This window comes from Streptomyces megasporus, from assembly GCF_000718985.1.
Classification (GTDB): Bacteria; Actinomycetota; Actinomycetes; order Streptomycetales; family Streptomycetaceae; genus Streptomyces; species Streptomyces megasporus.
In genome coordinates this window covers 111,401-132,452 of the sequence record NZ_JODL01000002.1, presented here as the reverse complement: position 1 = coordinate 132,452, position 21,052 = coordinate 111,401, and the positions used below count along the sequence as shown (strand labels likewise).

Annotated in this window: 21 protein-coding genes; 14 read left to right on the top strand and 7 right to left on the bottom strand. The window is 72.8% G+C overall.

The genetic code is table 11. From position 1 onward, the window contains the following. Positions 1–280: 280 nt before the first annotated feature. Positions 281–1,789 carry a M23 family metallopeptidase gene (locus IF47_RS29115; protein ID WP_031506259.1) on the top strand — a complete coding sequence of 503 codons (1,509 nt, stop codon included), beginning with the start codon at positions 281–283 and terminating at the stop codon, positions 1,787–1,789. Positions 1,790–1,909: 120 nt separating this feature from the next. Here the strand turns inward: IF47_RS29115 and pcrA are convergent, their stop codons facing one another. Then, positions 1,910–4,402: a DNA helicase PcrA gene (gene pcrA, locus IF47_RS0102390; RefSeq protein ID WP_031506258.1), complete on the bottom strand. Its 2,493-nt coding sequence runs from the start codon at positions 4,400–4,402 to the stop codon at positions 1,910–1,912. 61 nt (positions 4,403–4,463) lie between these two features. Between pcrA and IF47_RS0102385 the strand changes: the two genes are divergently transcribed. Both IF47_RS0102385 and IF47_RS0102375 read left to right on the top strand, forming a co-directional pair. Continuing rightward, positions 4,464–5,066, top strand: coding sequence for a DUF1707 SHOCT-like domain-containing protein (locus tag IF47_RS0102385; RefSeq protein ID WP_031506257.1), 603 nt, complete (start codon positions 4,464–4,466; stop codon positions 5,064–5,066). Between the two features lie 386 nt (positions 5,067–5,452). Then, a complete protein-coding gene (locus tag IF47_RS0102375; protein WP_031506256.1) occupies positions 5,453–6,667 on the top strand; it encodes a C40 family peptidase in 1,215 nt (404 codons plus the stop codon). Between the two features lie 121 nt (positions 6,668–6,788). Here IF47_RS0102375 and IF47_RS0102370 read toward each other — a convergent pair whose 3' ends face one another. After that, positions 6,789–7,142 (bottom strand): hypothetical protein, encoded by a 354-nt coding sequence (locus tag IF47_RS0102370; protein WP_031506255.1) that lies wholly within the window; start codon positions 7,140–7,142, stop codon positions 6,789–6,791. Positions 7,143–7,255: 113 nt separating this feature from the next. Between IF47_RS0102370 and IF47_RS0102365 the strand changes: the two genes are divergently transcribed. From IF47_RS0102365 to IF47_RS0102355, 3 genes are all read left to right on the top strand, one after another. After that, complete coding sequence (locus IF47_RS0102365) at positions 7,256–7,504, top strand: helix-turn-helix transcriptional regulator (protein ID WP_031506254.1); 249 nt, start codon at positions 7,256–7,258, stop codon at positions 7,502–7,504. Continuing rightward, complete coding sequence (locus IF47_RS0102360; RefSeq protein WP_031506253.1) at positions 7,501–8,007, top strand: hypothetical protein; 507 nt, start codon at positions 7,501–7,503, stop codon at positions 8,005–8,007. Before IF47_RS0102365 ends, IF47_RS0102360 begins: the two co-directional genes overlap by 4 nt. Positions 8,008–8,370: 363 nt before the next feature. Next, a complete protein-coding gene (locus IF47_RS0102355) occupies positions 8,371–9,636 on the top strand; it encodes a hypothetical protein (protein ID WP_031506252.1) in 1,266 nt (421 codons plus the stop codon). Positions 9,637–9,791: 155 nt separating this feature from the next. Here IF47_RS0102355 and IF47_RS0102350 read toward each other — a convergent pair whose 3' ends face one another. After that, positions 9,792–10,622 carry a pectate lyase gene (locus IF47_RS0102350; protein ID WP_031506251.1) on the bottom strand — a complete coding sequence of 277 codons (831 nt, stop codon included), beginning with the start codon at positions 10,620–10,622 and terminating at the stop codon, positions 9,792–9,794. Positions 10,623–10,812: 190 nt separating this feature from the next. On the opposite strand from IF47_RS0102350, the gene IF47_RS0102345 reads away from it, so the two are divergent. After that, positions 10,813–11,337, top strand: a complete 525-nt coding sequence (locus tag IF47_RS0102345; protein ID WP_031506250.1) for a SigE family RNA polymerase sigma factor — start codon at positions 10,813–10,815, stop codon at positions 11,335–11,337. Then, positions 11,337–12,074 carry a hypothetical protein gene (locus tag IF47_RS0102340; protein WP_031506249.1) on the top strand — a complete coding sequence of 246 codons (738 nt, stop codon included), beginning with the start codon at positions 11,337–11,339 and terminating at the stop codon, positions 12,072–12,074. Before IF47_RS0102345 ends, IF47_RS0102340 begins: the two co-directional genes overlap by 1 nt. A 22-nt stretch (positions 12,075–12,096) precedes the next feature. On the opposite strand, the gene IF47_RS0102335 is transcribed toward IF47_RS0102340, so the two are convergent. Further along, complete coding sequence (locus IF47_RS0102335) at positions 12,097–12,348, bottom strand: hypothetical protein (RefSeq protein WP_031506248.1); 252 nt, start codon at positions 12,346–12,348, stop codon at positions 12,097–12,099. Continuing rightward, a complete protein-coding gene (locus tag IF47_RS0102330; protein ID WP_106982468.1) occupies positions 12,345–13,697 on the bottom strand; it encodes a PspC domain-containing protein in 1,353 nt (450 codons plus the stop codon). Before IF47_RS0102330 ends, IF47_RS0102335 begins: the two co-directional genes overlap by 4 nt. A 132-nt stretch (positions 13,698–13,829) precedes the next feature. Between IF47_RS0102330 and IF47_RS0102325 the strand changes: the two genes are divergently transcribed. The 4 genes from IF47_RS0102325 (at position 13,830) to IF47_RS0102310 (ending at position 17,850) form a co-directional block, all read left to right on the top strand. After that, complete coding sequence (locus tag IF47_RS0102325) at positions 13,830–15,092, top strand: ATP-binding protein (protein WP_031506246.1); 1,263 nt, start codon at positions 13,830–13,832, stop codon at positions 15,090–15,092. A 10-nt stretch (positions 15,093–15,102) separates the two neighbouring features. Continuing rightward, complete coding sequence (locus tag IF47_RS0102320; protein WP_031506245.1) at positions 15,103–15,804, top strand: LuxR C-terminal-related transcriptional regulator; 702 nt, start codon at positions 15,103–15,105, stop codon at positions 15,802–15,804. 67 nt (positions 15,805–15,871) lie between these two features. Then, positions 15,872–17,134, top strand: a complete 1,263-nt coding sequence (locus tag IF47_RS0102315; protein ID WP_031506244.1) for an AAA family ATPase — start codon at positions 15,872–15,874, stop codon at positions 17,132–17,134. Then, on the top strand, positions 17,134–17,850 hold the full coding sequence (locus IF47_RS0102310) for an RloB family protein (protein WP_031506243.1): 717 nt from the start codon (positions 17,134–17,136) through the stop codon (positions 17,848–17,850). The genes IF47_RS0102315 and IF47_RS0102310 overlap by 1 nt, the downstream gene beginning before the upstream one ends. 130 nt (positions 17,851–17,980) lie before the next feature. On the opposite strand, the gene IF47_RS0102305 is transcribed toward IF47_RS0102310, so the two are convergent. After that, positions 17,981–18,589 (bottom strand): Uma2 family endonuclease, encoded by a 609-nt coding sequence (locus IF47_RS0102305; protein ID WP_051716850.1) that lies wholly within the window; start codon positions 18,587–18,589, stop codon positions 17,981–17,983. 150 nt (positions 18,590–18,739) lie between these two features. Between IF47_RS0102305 and IF47_RS0102300 the strand changes: the two genes are divergently transcribed. Together IF47_RS0102300 and IF47_RS0102295 are read left to right on the top strand one after the other, a co-directional pair. Next, a complete protein-coding gene (locus IF47_RS0102300) occupies positions 18,740–19,783 on the top strand; it encodes an RNA polymerase subunit sigma-70 (protein WP_031506241.1) in 1,044 nt (347 codons plus the stop codon). A gap of 109 nt (positions 19,784–19,892) precedes the next feature. After that, positions 19,893–20,342 (top strand): hypothetical protein, encoded by a 450-nt coding sequence (locus IF47_RS0102295; RefSeq protein WP_031506240.1) that lies wholly within the window; start codon positions 19,893–19,895, stop codon positions 20,340–20,342. A gap of 15 nt (positions 20,343–20,357) precedes the next feature. Here IF47_RS0102295 and IF47_RS0102290 read toward each other — a convergent pair whose 3' ends face one another. After that, entirely contained in the window at positions 20,358–20,948 is a 591-nt protein-coding gene (locus tag IF47_RS0102290; RefSeq protein ID WP_031506239.1) for a Uma2 family endonuclease, read from the bottom strand. Positions 20,949–21,052: the final 104 nt, after the last annotated feature.

Genomic DNA, 21,052 nt, shown 5'->3' with positions numbered 1-21,052 from the left:
CGAAAGACGGGACGCCGACAGGGCGGCAGGACGAGAGGGCGACGGGGACGGCGCCGGTGGCGCCTCGGCGGGGCCCGGCGCGGAGCGCCCCACCCACGGCCCCACGGTCGAACGCGCTTCGAACATCGGGCCGAGTACCGGTCCGTAGTCCTCCGAAAGACGACCGAATGCCCGTTTCTCGGTTGTCCGAAACCCACCGAAGATTGTCGCCGTCGCGTACCGCCGGGTACAGTCGCCGCACTGCTCCGCCCCTGTCGCCTAGGCGAAAGAGAAGTTGGTGGTGAACGACCGTCACCTGTCGGGAGACTCGACCCCCGCCGATTCCACTGCCAACTCCTCGTACGGTCCCTACGGCTCTCCCTACGAGCAGCCCTCGTACGACCCCCACGGGCAGCAGGACACCTCGTACGGGTACGTCACCGGCACCTTCGCCCCCTACGGAACCGCCGACCCCCTCTTCGGCCCGCTGCCGGGCGACACGTCGACGATGAGCACCGTCTCCCCGGCCGCGACCGAGGTCTCCCCGGACGGGTTCTGGGAGGGCGACACCGGACAGCTCCCCGCCCACGACGGCTACGCCGCCGCCTGGGCCCACGTCCCGGCCCAGTCCGCCGGCTCCCCGGAGGAGAGCGACCACGGCGGCCCGGACACCGGCCACGGCACCGCCGCCTATCCGGGCGACCAGTGGACCGCGGACACCGGGCAGAACCCCGTCTACGGCGCGTACGCCGCCTGGGACGACTCCGGTTCCTACCCCGCGGCGGAGCCCGATACCCAGGCCGAACACCTCGGCCACCCCGAATCCGCCTCCCCCTCCGACACGTACGCCGACGCCTACACCGGCGCGTACTCCCCGGACCCCGCCGATCCCGCCGACGGGCCCGACGGCGGCCCCGACACCGTCGACACCACCGATACCGCCGACCCCGCCGACACCGAGCCCTCCTCGGAACACGCCGAGGAGCCGGAGGACCACCACCCCCTCGAGGGAGTCGAGGAACCGGAGACGCCCGATCGATCCACGCGGTCCGGGCCGTCCGCCCGCCCCGGAGGATCGCGCCGCCGCCGCTCCGCCCGGCCCAAGCGCTCCGCGCTGCTCACCGTCGCCGTGCCGTCCGTCTGCGTCATGGGTGTCACGGCCGTGGCCGCCGCCTCCGTCAGCGGTGTCGGCGACGAGGGCGAGACCACCGCGCAGGCCGCCCCCGACACCTCCGCCATCAAGGCCACCGCGGCCAACCGCAAGCTCGACACCCAACTCGCGGGCCTCTCCAGCGAGGCCGAGGGCTTCGCCGACCGCGCCAGCCGCACCCAGGAGCGCATCGACCTCAAGGAGCGCCAGGAGGCCGAGCGCAAGCGCAAGCAGGCCGAGGCGGCGCGCAGGGAGGCGATGCGCCCCAAGTTCGCGCTGCCGGTGTCCCAACCCGGCCTCAGCGCCTACTACGGTCAGGCCGGCATCAACTGGGTGTCCCTCCACACGGGCATCGACTTCCCCGTCGGCTACGGCACCCCGGTCATGGCCGCGACCGACGGAACGGTCCGGACCCAGTGGCACAGCGCCTACGGCAACATGGCCATCGTGACCGCGCCCGACGGCACGGAGACCTGGTACTGCCACCTGAGCAGCACCCGGATCCGCACGGGCTCCGTCAAGGCGGGCGACGTCATCGCCTACGCCGGCAACTCCGGCAAGTCCACCGGACCGCACCTGCACTTCGAGGTGCGGCCGGGCGGCGGGGCCCCCATCGATCCGCTGGCCTGGCTCCGCTCCAAGGGCCTGGACCCGACCTGACCGATCCGGGGGGAGCCCCGGAGGCCGGGCACGGGCCCGGACCCCCGTCCCGGCTCTCCCCCGAGGCCACTCGGAGGCCGGCCACCGGATCGGGCATCGGATCGGGGCCCGTTCACCGGATCAGAGTTTGTCCACCGGCGCGTACCGCAGCAGCAGCCGCTTCGGCCTCTCGTCGCCGAAGTCGATCGTCGCCTCGGCGTTGTCCCCGCTGCCCTTCACGGCCAGGACCCTGCCGAGCCCGAAGGTGTCGTGCGTGACCCGGTCCCCCACCTCCAGCGACACCGCGGGACGGTCCTTCGCACGGCGGGTGGCGAATCCGCTCGGCCCGCCGCGCCGTGCCGCCGCCGCCGTGGACGACGACAGCGCCGAGGAGACCGCCGAGACCGACGACAGCGCCCGCGACGAGGCCGACGCCCCGACACCGGCCGTCCCTCCCGTGCGCCGCCACCGCAGGTACTGCTCCGGGATCTCCTCCAGGAAACGGGAGGGCGGGTTGTAGGAGGGCTGGCCCCAGGCGCTGCGCATCGACGCCCGCGTGAGGTAGAGCCGCTCGCGCGCCCGGGTGATGCCGACGTACGCCAGCCGCCGCTCCTCCTCCAACTCCTTGGCGTTGCCGAGGGTCCGCAGATGCGGGAAGACGCCGTCCTCCATGCCGGTCAGGAAGACGACCGGGAACTCCAGGCCCTTGGCCGTGTGCAGCGTCATCAGCGTGACGACGCCCGTGCCCTCGGGGTCCTCGTCGGGGATCTGGTCGGAGTCGGCGACGAGGGCGACCTGCTCCAGGAACTCGGCGAGCGTGCCCGGGTCGTCCCCGCGCTCCTGCTCGAACTCCAGCGCCACGGCGGCGAGTTCCTGGAGGTTCTCCACGCGGGTCTCGTCCTGCGGGTCGCTGGACGCCTGCAACTCGGCCAGGTAGCCGGTGCGTTCCAGGACGGCCTCCAGGACGGTGGCCGGTCCGGCCCCGGACTCCACGACCGTCCGCAGGTCCTCCATCAGCGCGTTGAAGCGCTTGACGGCGTTCACCGAGCGGGCCGCCATGCCGTACGCCTCGTCGACGCGGCGCAGCGCCTGCGGGAAGGTGATCTTCTCACGCAGGGCCAGCGCCTCGATCATCGCCTCGGCCCGCTCGCCGATGCCGCGCTTGGGCACGTTGAGGATGCGGCGCAGCGGCACGGAGTCCTCGGGGTTGGCCAGCACCCGCAGGTACGCCAGGACGTCGCGGACCTCCTTGCGCTCGTAGAAGCGCACGCCGCCCACGACCCGGTACGGCAGCCCGACGCGGATGAAGACCTCCTCGAAGACGCGGGACTGCGCGTTGGTGCGGTAGAAGACGGCGACGTCGCCCGCCTTGGCCGTCCCCTCGTCCGTCAGCCGGTCGATCTCCTCGGCGACGAACTGCGCCTCGTCGTGCTCGGTGTCGGCGACGTATCCGGTGATGGGGTCGCCGGCGCCGGCCTCGGTCCACAGGTTCTTCGGGCGGCGGTTCTCGTTCCGCTCGATGACGGCGTTGGCGGCGGAGAGGATGGTCTGCGTGGAGCGGTAGTTCTGCTCCAGCAGGACGGTGGTGGCGTCCGGGTAGTCCTCCTCGAACTGGAGGATGTTGCGGATGGTGGCGCCGCGGAACGCGTAGATCGACTGGTCGGCGTCGCCCACCACGCACAGCTCGGCGCGTCCGTCACCGGCCGCGCCCCCGTCGCTGCCGTCCACCCCGACCAGCTCCCTGATCAGGGTGTACTGCGCGTGGTTGGTGTCCTGGTACTCGTCGACCAGGACGTGGCGGAAGCGGCGGCGGTAGTGCTCGGCGACGTCCGGGAACGCCTGGAACAGGTGCACCGTCGTCATGATGAGGTCGTCGAAGTCCAGGGCGTTGGCCTCGCGCAGCCGCGCCTGGTACATCGTGTACGCCTCGGCGAGGGTCTTCTCGAAGCCGTCGGTGGCCTGGGCCGCGAAGTCCTCCTCGTCGATCAGCTCGTTCTTCAGGTTCGAGACCTTGGCGCTGAACGACTTGGGCGGGAAGCGCTTGGGGTCCAGTTCCAGGTCGCGGCAGACGAGCGCCATCAGCCGGCGGGAGTCGGCGGCGTCGTAGATCGAGAAGCTGGAGGTGAAGCCGAGCTTCTTGCTCTCCCGGCGCAGGATGCGCACGCACGCGCTGTGGAAGGTCGAGACCCACATCGACTGCGCGCGGGGGCCGACCAGCTCCGCCACGCGCTCCTTCATCTCGCCCGCGGCCTTGTTGGTGAAGGTGATCGCGAGGATCTGCCCGGGGTGTACGCCGCGCGCGCCCAGCAGGTGGGCGATGCGGTGGGTGAGCACCCGGGTCTTGCCCGATCCGGCGCCCGCGACGATCAGCAGGGGCGAGCCGGTGTGCACCACGGCCGCGCGCTGCTGTTCGTTCAGCCCCTCCAGCAGCGTCGCGGGGTCGACGACGGGCCGGGCCGCGCCGTCCCGGTAGTGGGCGTCGCGCGTCCCGCCGCCGGCGAAGGCGCCCGCGAAGAGATCGTCCGGAACGTCTTCTTCCGGGAGCACGGACTCGTCGTCCGGCGGAGGCGGCGGCTCCTCGTCCCCGGAGGGTTCGAGGTCGGCCAGGAAACTGTCGTCGAAGAGGCTGCTCATCGTCGTACGAGTCTAGGCCGCCCGGTCCACCGAGTGGCGTCCCGCTCATAGGATGACCGGCATGACCGACGCCCCCGCTCCCCGTCCCCGTCCCGGCTCCGAACTGCGCGCCGGCCACGCCGACCGCGACGCGGTGGTCGAGCGGCTGCGCGAGGCGGCCGGCGACGGCCGCCTCGATCTGGAGGAACTGGAGGAGCGGGTCGAGAAGGCCCTCTCCGCCAGGACCTACGGCGAACTGGCGGTCCTGACCGCGGACCTGCCCGATTCCCAGGCGCCGGCTCCGCCGGCGGAGGCGGAGGAGACGCTCGTCCTCAAGACGGTCGCCGGGGACATCCGGCAGGACGGCCACTGGGTGGTGCCGCGGCGGATCGTCGCCAAGAGCGGCATGGGCCACATCAGGATCGACTTCACACAGGCGGAGTGCCGGCACCGCGAGGTGTTGCTGGAGGTCAACGCGGGGATCGGCGAGATCAGGGTCATCGTGCCGGAGGGCTGGTCGGCCCGCACCCACGACCTGAGCGTCGGGCTCGGCTCCGTGCGGAACCGGGCCTCCGCCCCGCCCGCGCCCGGCATGCCGGTGCTGCGGATCACCGGCAGTTCCACGGCCGGGACGGTCGTGGTGCGCCACCCCTTCCGGTGGCCCGGCCGCCGCTCCCGCGACTGACCCCGTCCCTCGGCTGTCCCCCGTCTGCCCCCTCCGCCCCCGTCTGCCCCCGTCTGTCCCTCGTCTCCGTTCCCCCCGGTGCGGCGCCTGGCGCGACGTCCCCGAACCATCCGACAACGGACCGATAACGAATCGGTTTCGGGACATAACGACCACCGGTCTTCACAGGAGCCCCGGCAGTGGCCTACCGTCCAGCGTCGGGCGGCCCGCCCCACTCGCCGGCGACAGCGTCGGCACGGGCCGTCACCGCCGAGCCCGGCCCCGCGCCGGAGCCGGAGTCCCACCCGCCACCGGGGTGGTTCGGGCCTCGTCCCGCGAGGCGACCTTCCGACGCCCGAACCCGTCAGCCGGTCCGGTGGGCGGTGCGCACGGAAGGAGCACCTCCCTTGGCATCGCATCGCAGGCCGCGCGCTCCCCTGCCGCTGTCCCCCGCCCGACGCAGGGGGATCGGGATCACCACGGTGGCCCTCGCCTCCGTCACCCTGTTCTCCCAGCTCTCCCAGAGCCCCGCCCATGCCTCGCCCGGGGACGGCGGACCGTCGGACAGACCCTCGGTCGAGGAGGTCGGGAAGCGGGTCGACGCGCTGTACCGCGAGGCGGGCAGCGCCACCCAGAGGTACAACGCGGCCAAGGAGCGGACGGACAGGCAACGCAAGAAGGTGGACGGGCTGCTGGACCGGATCGCCGAACGCGCGGACAAGCTCAACGACGCGCGGCGCACACTGGGCTCCTACGCCGCCGCGCAGTACCGCGCCGGAGCGGTCTCCGAGACCGCGGTGTTGCTGCTCTCCCCCGACCCGCAGAGCTTCTTCGGGCACAAGCACCTGATGGGCCGGTTGACCGACCACCAACTGCGGGCCGTCGAGGACTACCGGAGGGAACAGCGCGAGGCGGGGCGGGAACGGGCGGAGGCCGGCGCCGAACTGGCCGAGCTCACCGCGTCGCAGCGGAGGTTGGCCGCCGACAAGAAGACCGTCCAGGACAAACTGGCCCAGGCGCGGAAGCTGCTGGCGAAGCTGACCGCCGAGGAGAAGGCGCGGCTGGAGAAGCGGGAACGCGAGCGCGAGGAGGAGGCCCGCCGCAAGGCCGCCGCCGCCGCTGCCGAACGCGAGAGGCAGCGGGCCGAGGCCGAACGGCGGCAGCGGGAGGAGGCCGGATCACCGGACGCCGGGACGGGCACGGACACCGGGACGGCCACCGGCACGGGCGCCGACACCGGAACCGACGGGGCGGCAGTGGACGGCTCGTACGCCGCGAAGGCGGAGAAGGTCGTCGCCTTCGCCGAGGCGCAGCTCGGCAAGCCGTACGTCTGGGGCGCCGGCGGCCCGAACTCCTATGACTGCTCCGGCCTCACCCGGGCCGCCTGGCGCGAGGCGGGCGTCTCCCTGCCCCGCACCACCTACGACCAGGCGGAGGTGGGCACCAGGGTCGCCAAGTCGCGGTTGCACCCCGGTGACCTGGTCTTCTTCTACGACGACATCAGTCATGTGGGCATCTACGTCGGCGGTGGCCAGATGATCCACGCGCCCAAGCCGGGGGCCCGGGTGCGGTACGAGTCGATCGACCACATGCCCTTCCACGGCGCGGTCCGTCCGGCCTGAGCCGTATGGTCCCGGGGTCGTGGACCCCGGGACCGTGGACGGGCCCGAGCGGCGGACGGCACGAGTGCCGGGCCCGCCGCCCGTGTCGTCCGCGGCGGCCCGGCTCAGGTCCACGCCGGGGTCAGGTCCACATGGTCGCGATGAAGATGTTGGCGATGGTCAGCAGGCCGACGGTGCCGAAGACCGGGGCGGGGACCTTCGCCTCGTCCCGCTTGACGTAGACCAGACCCAGGATCACCACCAGGATGGCCAGCTTCACGCCGATCTTGATGTGGTTGACCGTCTGGCCGTCGGCCTCGTTCAGTCCGACCAGGGCCACGCCCGTCACCAGCATGGTGAGCGCGCCGTGCAGCATGGCCGGGACGATGCGGGCCTCGCCGGCGCCCATCGCCTTCATCTGGGTCATGAAGCCGCCGAGCAGGGCGCCGATGCCGACGATGTGCAGGCCGACGAAGAAGTGGGTGAGTGCCTCCATGGAACGCGAGCGTAGTCGGGGCCGCGTCCGGCCCTGACAGGGAGGGCTCTCCTCCCACTGCCCCTCCCCTCCCGCTGTTGTCACCATGCTCTCGGATGTAGTACTTCTTATACATGAGCGAGCAGGTACACAACAGGTTGTCCGTGGTGCGCGCGGAGCGGAAGGTCTCCCGCCGGCAGCTCGCGGACGCGGTCGGCGCCCACTACCAGACCATCGGCTACATCGAGCGCGGCGAGTACAACCCGAGCCTGTACCTGGCTCTGCGGATCGCCGCCTTCTTCGACCTGCCGGTGGAGGCGCTGTTCTCCCTGGAGCCGTTCAGCCCGCTCACCGACGAGGTCTACGGGAGGAAGAAGGCATGAAGGCCACGACGCGATACGACCGGCACATGCTGAGGCTGATGAACGACCCGCGCCGGCAGCGCGCGCACGCCACCCGTGCGCGGCGCCGCGGCCTCGTCGCCGCGCACGTCGCCTTGACGGTCGCCTGGTTGGCGGTCCTGCTCACCCTCGCCGACCACGGTTGGCCGGCGCTCGCCGCGCTCGCCGTGGTGACCCTGGCGTGGTGCGTGGTCACCGGGATGCTCAACCTCGCCACCCGGGGCCTGCTGGAGCTGCGCGCCCGGGTGCTGGACGAGCGGCAGCTCGCCGAGCGCGGGCGGGCCTTCGTCATCGCGCACCGGACGTTCCTGGCCCTCCAGCTCGCCGCCCTGCTCTGGGTGTTCCTCGCGTACGGCGGCGGGGACGGGCAGGTCTCCGTCCGGGTCCTGGTCGGCACGGTCGCCGCCCTCCTGGTGGCGCACTGGCTACTGCCGCTGTGGTCCGCCGTCCTGATCACGCGGGACGCCCCGGCCGAGGACGACTGACCCCGGCGACTGACCCCGGCGACCGATCCCGGCGACCAATCCCGGCAACCGACCCCGACGCTCGACACGGGGCGGCCGGCCCCGGAGGCCGGCCGTCGCGGTTCACTCGTCCGGGTAACGGGCCCGCGGCGGCACCCGCCGCACCACCACCGGGGATCGATTCCCGCCCCTTGGAACCGCCGCGCGGCCCCCTTCCCCGTAGGGCACAATTCCCTCCCACTGCCGGTGTGTTGGCGGCTCGGGGAGAGCCGGGGAGAGGTGGGTCGATCAGTGGCCGTGGACACGGCACGGGACGGTGCGGCGGGCACGCCGCCGACAGGCGGCCCCGCGGGGTCGGCGGGCGGACCCACGGGGTCCGGCGGAGTGCCTCGGGACGCCGCGGGGGCCGGGCACGGCGGGGGCTGCGCCTGTCCGACCTGCCCGCACGGCGTGAAGGAGAACCGCCGCCGCGCGCTCGCGGAGTTCCGGCGGAGGCGCGACGAACTCGCGGCGGGCGGCGGTGTGCCCGTCGCGCTCGCCCACTCCCCGGGCGCGTCCCGCCAGTGGGTCTCCGACGAGCTGGCCCAGGCGGCGCACGCCCTCTCTGAACGCACCCGCGCCGAGGGCGACCTCTGGCTGGGCACGGTGTGGCGGCGCACCGTCGTCGCCGTCTGGGGCGCTGTCGTCGTGCTGCTGATCGGCCAGGCGCTCACCGCGGCGTTCGGCGCGGGCTGGACGACCGCGCGGACGGCCGGGTTGCTCGCCGCGCTGGTCGCCGCGGGGCTGCTCTCCGCGGCGGCCTGGCTGCACCGGGCGCGCGGCGGAGTGCTGGCGCCCGTCGTCGGCGAGGACAACCGGCTGTCCACCTCCCGCACCGTCGCCGCCGCCTGGGTGCTGCTGGTCTGCTACGCCGTGCTGCTGCTCGCCCTGGAGTTGGCGACCGCCTCCGACGTCAAGGAGCGGGACCACCTGCTGACGGGTCTGGACCTCCAGCGCGGCGCCGGGCTGCTGACCGTCCTCGCCCTCTCCTGCGCGGTGGCCGTCGTCGTGCGGCGGACGGTGGCCCTGCGGGTGCGGGCGCAGCGGCTGCAGAAGGTGCGCGCCGACCGTCCGCGCGCCGCCGACCTGCTCACCGACGACGGCGGTCGCGGCGCCTTCACCGACGTGCAGTACGTGCTGGTGAGTTCGGTCGCGGTGGTGTTCGCGGCGGTGCGGCTGGGCCGCCGTCCCGACCAACTTCCGGATCTGCCCTGGGGGTTGGCGCTGCTGGTGGTGGTCTCGGCCCTGACGTACCTGGCCGGGAAGTACGCCGAGGGCGGCCGTCCCGTCATCCTGTCGGTCGTCCGCTCCCGCGAGGTCGGCGATCTGGACGCGCCGATCCGCACCGGCGACGACATCGAGATCCGCGGTTCCGGTTTCGTTCCGCCGGGCGCGGAGGGCCCGGACCGGCTGGCGCGGATGACGGTCCGGATGGGCGCGGTCCACGTCCACGTGCCGCTGGTCCCGGTCGTCGGGGGCTTCGCCAATCCGACCGACACCGTGCTCACCGTCCCCGTTCCGGTGGACGTCGAACCCGGCCGGGTCGAGGTGCAGGTGATCACCGCGGCGGGTGTGGAGACCAACCGCTACCCCATCGACGTCCAGGACTGAGGCGACGTCCGGGGCCGACGAGACGCCGGGCCTCCGGCGGGGTGCCGGAGGCCCGGCTGACGAGGGGTGTGGGGGACGCCCCGCCGCCGGCGTCCTGCCGACGCCGGCGACGTCTCACGCGCGGGTCACCCACTACTACTTGTGGTCGGTCGTCGTCACTTGTGGGTGATGTCGGACCCGGAGTAGCGGCAGTGCTTGCCGTCCGGACCGCTGCCGATCCTGGTCGGCTCCTTGCCGGTGTCGTTGCCCTTGTAGACCTCGCACGGCGTGATCTTCTTCTTGGAGTCGCCGGTGATCGTGACGTTCCGCAGGGTGGCGGTGTCCCCGTGGTTGCCGTTGATGCCGACCAGGGACTTCCCCGGAGCGGTGACCGTCACGCCGTCGACCACGACGTGGCGCGTGTACTGCTTCTTGCAGTTGCCGCAGGCGCGCACCAGCTTGCCGAAGTCGGACACGTCGAAGTTCGTCACCGTCAGGGTGCCCGCGCCGTTGAACTGGAACACCTTGTCGGACGCCTTGCGGGCGCCGCCGCCGGTGACGGTGTACCTCGCGGAGGAGGAGGTGCCCTTGAAGGTGGCGGCGTCCTCGCCGACGTCCTCCCACCACACGTTCCGCAGGGTGCAACTGCCCATGCAGTGCACGCCGTCGGCGGCGGGAGCGCCCAGGATCACGTTCTTCAGGACGGCGCCGTCCTTCAGCTTGAAGATCGGGTCCTGGCCCTCGTCCTGCCCGTCGCCTCCCAACTTGCCGCTGCCGTGGAAGCGCTTCATTCCACCGTCGTAGGTGCCCGAGACCTCGATGGTGGAGGAGACCGGCGTGGTTCCCTTCGCGGTCGGCCAGGTGACGGCCGCGCTCGCCGGGGAAGTCAGCACGGCGCCGGTGGCGACCGCTGTGCCCGTCGCGGCGGTGGCGATCAGCGCGCCGATGGTGCGGCGGCGGGTGAACCGCCTCCGGTGGCTTCCGCGCTGCTGGGTTCTCTGACTCATGGAGGCTCTCGACTCTCGTGGGGGTGTGCTTGCGCCCCTTGGTTGCCGCCCGCGCTCGAAAGGTTGCCGCCGTCCCGGAGTTCTTCTCGAACTCCGCGAATCCACGGCTACTTACGCAACAACGTTGCGCAAACGGTTACCATGCCGATCGCCCGATGCCGGGCTTGCGCACATCACACGGAGGCCCGCCATGGTCCTGGATGACGCGTCCGCCGAGTTCCACGAGTTCTTCGAGCGCCACCACGCCGAACTCGCGCGTCTCGCGCACATGCTGACGGGCGAGACGGACGCCGCCGACGACCTGGCCGCCGACGCGCTGTTGGAACTCTGGCACCACTGGGACCGCGTCCGCCGCGCCGACCACCCGGTCGCCTACGCCCGGGGGGTCGTCGCCAACCTGGCCCGCGTCCGCGTCCGCGGCGCGGTGCGCGAGAGACGCCGTCTCGCCCTGTTCCGGCTCCCCTGGTCCGAGCGGGTCCACGACCCGGACGTCGCGGCCGTCATGGACGTCCGGACGGCCCTGGCGCGGCTGCCCTTCCGCAAGCGCGCCTGCGTCGTGCTGCGCCACGCCTTCGACCTGTCCGAGAAGGACACGGCTCTCGCCCTCGGCATATCGGTGGGTACGGTCAAGAGCCAGACCTCCAAGGGCGTGGCGGAGCTGCGCCGAATGCTGGGCCCACGGGCCGCCGACGAACTGACGGGGAGGAGGCGCTGATGGACGACCGCCTGCACGGACTGCTGCGCGAGGCCGCCGAGGCCCACCGGCCGGACGGCGCGCGCATGTACGCGCGCGTACGGCAGGGCATGTCCGCCGAGGTGTACGGAGGGCAGAGCCGTCCGCGGACGTCCGGCCTGTCCTGGCCCAGGATCGCCGTCGTCACGCTCGTGGCGACCGCGCTGCTCCTCGGCGGCGTCCACACCGTCACCTCCCTGGTGCGGGACGGCGGTTCGGCCGAGGAGGTGGCCACCGTTCCGCTCCCCCCGGCCCCGGACCCGACCGCGGTCGCGCCGCCGGACGTCGGTTCCGACGACGGGGCCGGCCCCGAGAGCGGGCCGCTGTCGTCCTCGGGTTCCGTCGATCCCCACAGCCACGACTACTGGGCGCAGAGCAACATCACCATCGACACCCGCGAGCCCCTCACCTCGTTCGAGCTCGTGGTGCGGATCGCCCAGACCGGCGGCGTGCGGGACACCGGCAACTGGCGGACCCTCCCCGAGGAGGACTTCACCGTCACCACCCGCGAGACGGACGGCGCGCTGGTCTACCGCTGGACGCTGAAGGAGGGCCGGACCGTCCCCGCGGGGGAACACGTCTTCGCCGTCCAGTACGACCACTCCGCCGGCGCGCGCGACGCCGGGCGCGACACCTACACCGCGACCGCCACGGCGGCGGACGGGGAGCACACCGTCCGCGGCTCGTTCCGGGACCCGTCCGGCCGCTCCTCGGGCTGAAGGGCCCGCGCGGGGCGGACGGTTACTCCCGATCCGGCCCGTCCGGCGGCGGCTCCACGGCCCGACGCTCCCGGGCGCGGCGGGCGGCGTACCGGACGGACCGCGTGACGGCCGCCGTGACACCCGCCGCCACCAGCGCGGCGGGCAGCAGCGGCAGCAGCACGGCCGGCGGGACGTCCCACCGGCCCACCGCCGTCATCACGTACGCCGGCGCCAGACCCAGCAGCGCCAACCCCAGCAACAGCCGGGCCGGTTCGAAGGCGTGTCGTCTCACCGCCCTTCCTCCCTCGGGTGCCGCACGACCGTGGCCTGTCCCACGCCGACGTCCAGGCGCAGCTCCAGGGTGCCGAAGGGGGCGTCCCCGTCGGCGGGGGGCAGCGTCCTGCGGTCGCGCAGCCCGATCCCGCCGCCGTATCCCGAGCCCCGCTCCATACCGGTGCCGGGCCGCTCGTGGAGCTGGTAGCCGCCGACCCCCACCTCGACGGTCACCTCGACCTCGACGTCGTCGGGCACGACGACCCGCACCTCGCCGGCGCCGACGTCCACCGCCGTGCGGACGGTGCGGCCCTCCTCGAACTCCACGCGGGACAGGTCGAGCGTGGCCGAGCCGCTGCCCAGCTCGTACCGCTCGTCGATCCGGTCGGCCGCCGCGGGACGCCAGCGCGCGTCGGCCCAGTCGGTGGTGATGTCCTTCGGCAGCGCCAGGGCCCCGGCCAACAGCGCGCCGGTGCACGCGATCGCGGTGATCGTGCCGGCCCCCACCCGTCCGTAGAAGGCGCTGACGGCCGTGCCCAGCCCGAAGACGCCCAGCGCGCAGCCGAGGCCGACGGCCAGCGCCGGGCCCAGCGGCTGTGTGGGCCAGGCCACGGCCGTGCCGAGCACGGCGGCGGCCACCGCGAGGAGGAAGAGGGGGCCGCCGATGGAGGTCCGCTCGCGCGGCGCGGTGGACGACGGGGGAGGCGGGCCGTCCGCCCGCTCCGTCCCCGAGGACGACGGGCCGAAGGCCGTGTCCTCCGGGCCCCACAGGTAGCCGGTGTCGTACGGCCGTCCGTCGAGCCCGTCCTTCGTCAGCGGCTCGCGCCACCACGACGGTCCGGCCGGGACGGGCGGCGCCTTCGTCTCGGGGGGCGCGTCGGCGACGACCTGGGCCGTCACCGGGTCCACCGGTCCCCCCTCGGCCTCCGGGTCCGTCGCGCGGTGCCGCTGCCGCGACCAGTGGGCGGCGCCGGCCAGGGCCCCGACGAGCGCCAGGGAGAACATCTGCGTGTCGCTGCCGTCGTTCCCCATCGAGGTCAGGATCAGCCCGCAGCCGACGAGCGCGCACAGCACGGCGCTCAGCGAGGTGCCCTCCACCCGGCCCGACAGCAGCCGCCGTCCCTCGTTCTCGTCCTCGCCCTCCAGCGGGACGAGCAGCCAGGCGAAGCCGTAGAGGAACAGGCCGAGACCGCCGACGACCGACAGCACGGCCAGCGGCACGCGGAAGATCACCGGGTCGAGGCCGTAGTGGCGGCCCAGGCCGCCGCACACCCCGGCGACGACCTTGTGCCGGCGGCTGCGGGAGAGCCGCTGTCCGGCATCCGGCTCCGGCACGGACTCGCCGTCGGTCGGCTGGGCGTCGTTCATGCGGTCCATGGTGACGCGCCGACGACCCGACGGACATCGGGGGGCGACCCGGAGGTGTCCCTGAGTTCTCGGGGGAGGATCAGGGGCCGCCCCTGATGTCCCGGGCGGCGCGTCCGTGTGACGATTCTGGACATGCCCACCGCCGCCCCTCCCCCCGTCGCCGACACCCCGCCGCTGCGAAGGCTCTACCGCAGCGCCGAGGGGCGGCTGATCGGCGGGGTCGCGCGGGGACTGGCCGGACACCTCGGGGTGCCCGTCTCCTGGGTGCGGCTCGTCTTCTTCGTTCTGTTCATGACCAACGGGCTGGGTGTCCTGCTGTACGCCGCCTTCTGGTTCGTGGTGCCGCTGGGCACGAGCGAGGTCCGGGCCACCCCCCGGACCGGGCCCGACGGAAGACGGTGGTCCGTCCGCAAACCCGACAAGGGGCGGCTCCTCGGCCTGCTGGCCCTGTGCGTGGCACTGGTGGTCCTGGGCGCCAACCTCCAGTTCGGTCCGGCCAACGCCTATGTGTGGCCGCTGCTCGTCGCCGGCGTCGGCGTCGCCGTCGTCTGGCGGCAGGCGGACAACTCCCGACGCGCCCGGTGGGCGGAGGTCAGCCGCCACAAGCGACTGCTGCCCATAGCGCGCAGCGCGGCCGGGGCGCTCCTGGTCTGCCTGGGGATCACCGGTTTCGCCGTCACCCAGGGGCTCGGCCCCCACCTGGGCATGGTCCTCCAGGCGTCGCTGGCCCTGCTGGTCGGCATCGCGCTGCTGGCCGGCCCGTACCTGGTCCGTCTGGTGCAGGACCTGTCGGAGGAGCGGCTGATGCGCATCCGCGCCCAGGAGCGCGCCGAGGTGGCCGCCCACGTCCACGACTCCGTCCTCCACACCCTCACCCTCATCCAGCGCAACGCCGACAACCCCCGCGAGGTGGCCCGTCTCGCCCGCGCCCAGGAACGCGAGCTGCGGGCCTGGCTCTACAAGCCGACGGGCACCGGCAAGGACGAGGAGGACGAGCCGGACACCCTGGCCGAGGCCGTGCGGCGGACGGCGGCCGAGGTGGAGGACCACCACGGGGTGCCGGTGGAGGTGGTGTGCGTCGGCGACTGCCCGCTGGACGAGAGGCTGGGGGCGCAGCTCCAGGCCGCGCGGGAGGCGATGGTCAACGCCGCCAAGTACGGTGGCGAGGACGGCCCGGTGCAGGTCTTCGCCGAGGTCGAGGGCCGTACGGTCTTCATGTCCGTGCGGGACCACGGCCCCGGCTTCGACCTGGAGTCGGTGCCCGCCGACCGGATGGGCGTGCGGGAGTCCATCATCGGCCGGATGCGGCGCAACGGCGGCACCGCCGTCCTGCGCGCCGCGCCGGACGGCGGCACGGTGGTGGAGTTGGAGATGGAGAGGGCGGAACAGCAGTGAGGGGTGCGGCATGAGCGAGCAGACGGCACACGGGGCGCGGGACGCCGAGCGACGCCGGGCCCGGGTCGTCCTCGTCGACGACCACCGGATGTTCCGCACGGGCGTCCGGGCGGAGATCGGCGACACGGACGAGACCGGGATCGAGGTCGTCGGCGAGGCCGCCGACGTGGACCAGGCGGCCTCCGTCATCGCCGCCGTCCGGCCCGACGTCGTCCTGCTCGACGTCCACCTGCCCGGCGGCGGCGGGGTGGAGGTGCTGCGGCGCAGCACCGTGCTGATGTCCGACCCGGAGCGCCCGGTGCGTTTCCTGGCCCTGTCCGTCTCGGACGCGGCCGAGGACGTCATCGGCGTCATCCGCGGCGGCGCCCGCGGCTACGTCACCAAGACGATCACGGGCGCCGATCTGATCGACGCGATCTTCCGCGTCGCCGAGGGCGACGCGGTGTTCTCCCCGCGCCTGGCGGGCTTCGTCCTGGACGCCTTCGCCTCCACCGACGCCCCGCCGGTGGACGAGGACCTGGACCGTCTCACCCAGCGCGAGCGCGAGGTGCTGCGCCTGATCGCGCGCGGCTACGCGTACAAGGAGATCGCCAAACAACTGTTCATCTCGGTGAAGACGGTCGAGAGCCACGTCTCGGCGGTGCTGCGCAAGCTCCAGCTCTCCAACCGCCACGAGCTCACCCGCTGGGCCACCGCCCGCCGCCTGGTGTGAGTCCTCCTCTTCGGCGGGTACGCCCGGGTGTGGCCCGGTTACTCTGTGCGCGAGACGAGGAGGACGCATGCTGCTGAGGTTCCGCGTGGCCAATGTACGGTCACTGCGCGACGAGCAGGAGCTGTCCTTCGCCGTCCCCACCGAGGGTGACGGCCACGCCGTACGCACCCTGCCGCTGTCCGACGGCAGGAGTCTGGACCTCTACCCCGTGCTGGGGGTCTTCGGCCCGAACGCCTCCGGCAAGTCCAACGTGATCGCGGCGCTGCGGCTGATGCGCGAGGCCGTCCTGAGTTCGTACGGCGAGTGGACGTCCTACCGAGGGCTGCCTCGGGACGCGTTCGCCCTGGATCCGGAGGCCGCCTCCGAGAGTTCGTTCTGGGAGGTCGACTTCGTCCTGGAGGACGGGGTCCGCTGGACCTACGGCTTCGAACTCGGGGACACCCGGGTGGAGAGCGAGTGGCTGCACGCCTACCCCAAGGGCCGCCGCCAGGTGTGGTTCGACCGGGACGCCACGCGGGAGAAGGAGTTCGACTTCCCCGCCGAGCGCGTCCAGGATCGGGCGCGGCTGGCGCGCACCACACGCCCCAACGCCCTGCTGCTCTCCCGCGCCGCCGCGGACAACCATCCCCAACTGACGCCCATATACCGCTGGTTCCAGGACAACCTGTGGGACGTCACCCCGGAGACCGAGCGCCCGCAGCGGGAGGCGTACACCGCCCGACGTCTGCTGGACCCGCGGGCACGGCACCGCATCGAGGAACTGCTGCGGGTGGCGGATCTCGGCATCACCGGAGCCGAAGTCGAGCAGCGGCCCGGCGAGGCCCCGAAGGTCCGCCTGCGGCACGCGGGCCAAGGCTCGAAGGGCGGGGAGTCGGTCCTCGTCGACTGGGAGAAGGAGTCCTTCGGCACCCGGTCCTGGTTCGCGCTGCTCGGCCCGGTGCTGCTGGCGCTCGACGAGGGCGCGGTGCTGCTGATCGACGAGTTGGACTCCAGTCTGCACCCCCAGGTGGCCGCCGAGGTGATCCGTCTCTTCCAGCGTCCCCAGGTCAACCGCCGCAACGCACAGTTGATCTTCACCTCGCACGCTCCCTCCCTCCTGCGGGAGCCCGGCGGCGGACGTCTGCTGGCGCCGGGCCAGATCTGGCTGACGGAGAAGGACGAGCACGGGGCGACCGAGGTCTTCCCGCTCTCCGACCTGAAACCGGCGGAGACGGAGGATTTGATGACGTCCTACCTGGCGGGGGTCTTCGGCGGCGTTCCACGCCTGTCGGAGGGCCAGGTGGGCCGCAGACTGCTGATGGCCGAGGCGATGGAGGCAGAGCGAGCCTGATGGCAAGGACCAGGGGGAAGGACGACACACGCCGACAGCCGCGGCGGGACGGGCGGAGCCGCAAACGCGCGGTCTACATCTTCGCCGAGGGCGAGGTGACGGAGGAGGAGTACCTCGACCTCGTCATGGAGCACGGCACTCCGGCCGATCCGTCCCGCGAGGCCACCCACCACATCTGCACGACCAACGTCGCCTCCAAGGACCGCAAGCCGATCACACTGGTGGAGGCGGCCGTCGCCAAGCTCCGCGAGGAGGAACGCAAGGCCAAGCGCGCCGGTCTGAAGCCCAAGGACTGGGCCTGGCCCCAGGTGTGGTGCGTCTTCGACCGCGACGACCACCCGCAGATCCCCACCGCCTTCTCCCAGGCGAGGAAGGCCGGGGTGCGCGTCGCCTACTCCCACCCCTGCTTCGAGCTGTGGCGGCTGCTGCACCACCAGAACCACACCAGCACCATGGGCGGGGTCTGCGGCGACGCCAACACCCGGCTGCGCGCCTGCCGGGGCTTCGCCCAGACCTACGGGGCGACCGTGCGGAGCGTGTCCGTGGAGCGCTCCAAGCACGTCATGATCGACCAGATCCGAGGCCGCTACGAGAAGGCCCGGGACTTCGCCAGGAAGCTAAACGAGCAGCACACCGCCACCGACCAGACCCGGTGGGACCCGTACACGGACGTGTGGAAGCTGGTCGAGGACGGCCTCGGTATCGCTCGCTACTGAGTACGACACGCACGGGAGCCTTACCGCCGGGGCGTGCGGCTCCCGAGGCCTCCGAACATCCGCGCGGGCGGGACCGCCGTTCCGCCCGCCGCGCCGGTCCGGGGCTCCCGATCGCGGCCGGGCGGCGGTCTCACATCCGGTCGATCGCGGTGAGGTCGATGTCGACGGCGAACGGGGCCGCGAGGGCCAGCCGGTCCCGGTGGACGCCCGTCTCCACGTACGCGCCGAGCTCCGGGTCGAGCGCGTGGACGTGGACGACCGGGCGGCGGCGCGCGCCTTCCTCCACCAGCCAGAAGTGCGGGATGCCCGCCCGCGCGTAGAGCTGCGGCTTGCGTTCGCGGTCGCGGATCGCCGAGTCGGGGGCGACCGTCTCCACGACGAGGACGACGTCCCGGGCCGCGTGGCGGTTGACCCCCAGGCCCGCGACGGCTTCCGCGCGGACCACCAGCACGTCCGGTTCCGGCGCCTGCCCCGGCCCCAGGACGACGATCGCCTCCCGCCGCACCCGCAGCGACGCGGGGCAGGCGCGGCTCAGCCCGTCCACCAGGAGCGAGTTGGTCAGGGAGTGGTACGCGCTCTGTCGGGCGCGGAAGACGAGGGCGCCGTCGACGAGCTGGGTGTGGGACGGGAGTTCGGGCAGGCGGAAGAGGTCGTCGACCGTGAAGCCGCGGTACGGGGGTCGCAGCCACTCGGGGAACGGTTCGTCGTCGATGCCGTTCACGCTGTCCAGATCGTCCATGTCGCCATCGTGATCACGTTCCGTCGGGCGGCTCACCGGAAATGTCCGTCTCGCCGCCCTCACGAGTGAACAACAACAAGGAGATTGACGGCCCGACACGCTACCGTCCTACCCCGGCGCCTGGGAGCGCGGGCGTGTCGAGGGGGCGGTGTGGGCGGTTCGGTCGAGGAGCGCGTGGTGGAGGCCGTCCGGGCCGGGGACGAGGGCGTGTTCACCGAGCTCGCCGAGCGCCACCGGCACGAACTGCGGGTGCACTGCTACCGGATGCTGGGCTCGTTCACCGACGCCGAGGACCTGGTGCAGGAGACCCTGCTGCGGGCGTGGCGCGGACGGGAGGGCTTCGCCGGGCGGGCGACGTTCCGCGCGTGGCTGTACGGGATCGCCACCCACGCCTGTCTGGACGCCCTGGACGCCCCGGCCCGCCGGCGGGAGGTCGCGGTGGCGGTGGACGCCTCCGGCGGCGCGGCGGACTCCACCCTGGCGGAGGTGCCCTGGTTGCAGCCCTGCCCGGACGGGCTGCTGGACCTGGCGGCCCCGGTCGGCGGCGAACCGGACGCGGTGGCGATCGCCCGGGAGACCGTCGAGTTGGCGTTCCTCGCCGCGATCCAACACCTCCCGCCCCTGCAACGGGCGGTGCTGATCCTGCGGGACGTCGTCGGTTGGCCGGCGCGGGAGACGGCCGAGGCGTTGGAGGCGAGCGTCGCCTCGGTCAAGAGCGCGCTCCAGCGGGCCCGTGCGACGCTGCGGGAGAGACTGCCCGAGCGGCGCGCGGAGTGGCGGGCCGCCACCGCCGTCGCCGAGGCCGAGCGCGCCCTGCTCCGGCGGTACGTCGACGCCTCCCGCCGGGCGGACCTGTCGGGGTTGGCGGCGCTGCTGCGGGAGGACGTCCGGCAGACCATGCCGCCCGCCCACCTGGTCTTCGACGGTCGGACGGCGATCCTCGACATGTGGCGGCCGGTCCTGGAGGGCGACCGGGCGTGGGGCGAGTGGCACTCCGTCCCGCTCGCGGTGAACCGGCAGCCCGCGGTGGCCAACTACGTCCGCCGCCCCGGCGAGGAGGCGTACACGGCGATCAACATCGACGTCCTGTGCGTCGAGGACGGTCTGATCACCGAGATCACCACGTTCGGCCCGGAGGTGCTGCCCGCCGCCGGGCCGGCTCTCACCCTCTCCCCCGAGGACATCGGGGTGTGACACACGTCACATAGAGCGGTCGATTCCTTTCCCCGACGCCACCCGTCACACGAGCGACACCGCGGCAAGAGCCGCGGAACACGGCGGAACGACGGAAGGGAATCCGACCATGGCGGAGAACGCGAGCACCACACAGGCCCCGCGCCCGGACGGGCGGATCAGGGCGCTGGACCGGCTGGTCGGCACCTGGAAGGTGACCGGCGGCGCGGAGGGCACCGTCGCCTACCGGTGGATGGAGGGCGGTTTCTTCCTGGTCCAGGACGTCGAGCTGGAGCAGTACGGGCAGCGCGTCACCGGGTTCGAGGTGATCGGTCGGGAGAGGCCCTTCGGCGCGGAGCGGCCGAGCGAGGACATCCGCTCCCGCTTCTACGACAGCCAGGGCAACACCTTCGACTACGTCTACGAACTCGACGGCGACACCCTGACCATCTGGGCCGGTGAGAAGGGCTCTCCCGCGTACTTCCGGGGCGCCTTCGACGAGGGCGGCGACGCCCTGTCCGGCGCGTGGGTCTACCCGGGCGGCGGGGGCTACGACTCGGTCATGACCCGGATCGGGTGACCCGCGCGGCGCCCCTCACAGCCGGTCGATCGCGGTGAGGTCGATGTCGATGTCGAAGGGGACGGTGAGCTTCAGCCGGTCGTGGTGGATGCCGGTGGGCACATAGCTGCCCGTCGCGGGCTCCAGCTCGAAGACGTAGACGACCGGGCGGCGCCCCGTCCCCTTCTCGACCCGCCAGAAGTGCGGGATGCCGGCCTCCGCGTAGAGTTGCGGCTTGCGCTTGCGGTCACGCTCCTCCGAGTCGGGGGAGACCACCTCGACGGCGAGCACCACGTCGGCGGCGCGGAAGCCGGTCTCCTCCGCCTCCTCGGTGACCGCCTCCGCCCGGAGGACCATGACGTCCGGCTCCGGGCGATTCCGCCGGTTCAGCAGGACGCTCATCTCACGGCAGGCCCGCAGCTCCTCCGGTACCTGCTGCCGTAGACACATCACCAACAGATCGACCGCCATCGAGTGGAAGTACTTCTGCGGGCTCGTGAAGACCAGGCTCCCGTCGATCAACTCCGTGTGCGGCGGGAGGTCCGGGATGCGGTCGAGGTCGTCCGCCGTGTAGCCGTCCGGCGGCGGCACGGGCCACGAGGTGGTGGGCAGTGGCTCGGCGGTCATGGTTCCTCCCACGGGCGGGATTCTCGGCCGTACGCCCAGCGTAGCGAGCGGAAACGCCCGCGCCACCACTCACACGAGTGAACGGTGGCGCGGGCGTTGACCTT

Coding starts and splice junctions, on each gene's coding strand:
- pcrA (WP_031506258.1), bottom strand. CDS start 4,402: ATGAGCAGCCTCTTCGACGACAGTTTCCTGGCCGACCTCGAACCCTCC.
- IF47_RS0102385 (WP_031506257.1), top strand. CDS start 4,464: ATGACCGACGCCCCCGCTCCCCGTCCCCGTCCCGGCTCCGAACTGCGC.
- IF47_RS0102370 (WP_031506255.1), bottom strand. CDS start 7,142: ATGGAGGCACTCACCCACTTCTTCGTCGGCCTGCACATCGTCGGCATC.
- IF47_RS0102365 (WP_031506254.1), top strand. CDS start 7,256: ATGAGCGAGCAGGTACACAACAGGTTGTCCGTGGTGCGCGCGGAGCGG.
- IF47_RS0102360 (WP_031506253.1), top strand. CDS start 7,501: ATGAAGGCCACGACGCGATACGACCGGCACATGCTGAGGCTGATGAAC.
- IF47_RS0102350 (WP_031506251.1), bottom strand. CDS start 10,622: ATGAGTCAGAGAACCCAGCAGCGCGGAAGCCACCGGAGGCGGTTCACC.
- IF47_RS0102345 (WP_031506250.1), top strand. CDS start 10,813: ATGGTCCTGGATGACGCGTCCGCCGAGTTCCACGAGTTCTTCGAGCGC.
- IF47_RS0102340 (WP_031506249.1), top strand. CDS start 11,337: ATGGACGACCGCCTGCACGGACTGCTGCGCGAGGCCGCCGAGGCCCAC.
- IF47_RS0102330 (WP_106982468.1), bottom strand. CDS start 13,697: ATGAACGACGCCCAGCCGACCGACGGCGAGTCCGTGCCGGAGCCGGAT.
- IF47_RS0102325 (WP_031506246.1), top strand. CDS start 13,830: ATGCCCACCGCCGCCCCTCCCCCCGTCGCCGACACCCCGCCGCTGCGA.
- IF47_RS0102320 (WP_031506245.1), top strand. CDS start 15,103: ATGAGCGAGCAGACGGCACACGGGGCGCGGGACGCCGAGCGACGCCGG.
- IF47_RS0102315 (WP_031506244.1), top strand. CDS start 15,872: ATGCTGCTGAGGTTCCGCGTGGCCAATGTACGGTCACTGCGCGACGAG.
- IF47_RS0102310 (WP_031506243.1), top strand. CDS start 17,134: ATGGCAAGGACCAGGGGGAAGGACGACACACGCCGACAGCCGCGGCGG.
- IF47_RS0102305 (WP_051716850.1), bottom strand. CDS start 18,589: ATGGACGATCTGGACAGCGTGAACGGCATCGACGACGAACCGTTCCCC.
- IF47_RS0102295 (WP_031506240.1), top strand. CDS start 19,893: ATGGCGGAGAACGCGAGCACCACACAGGCCCCGCGCCCGGACGGGCGG.
- IF47_RS0102290 (WP_031506239.1), bottom strand. CDS start 20,948: ATGACCGCCGAGCCACTGCCCACCACCTCGTGGCCCGTGCCGCCGCCG.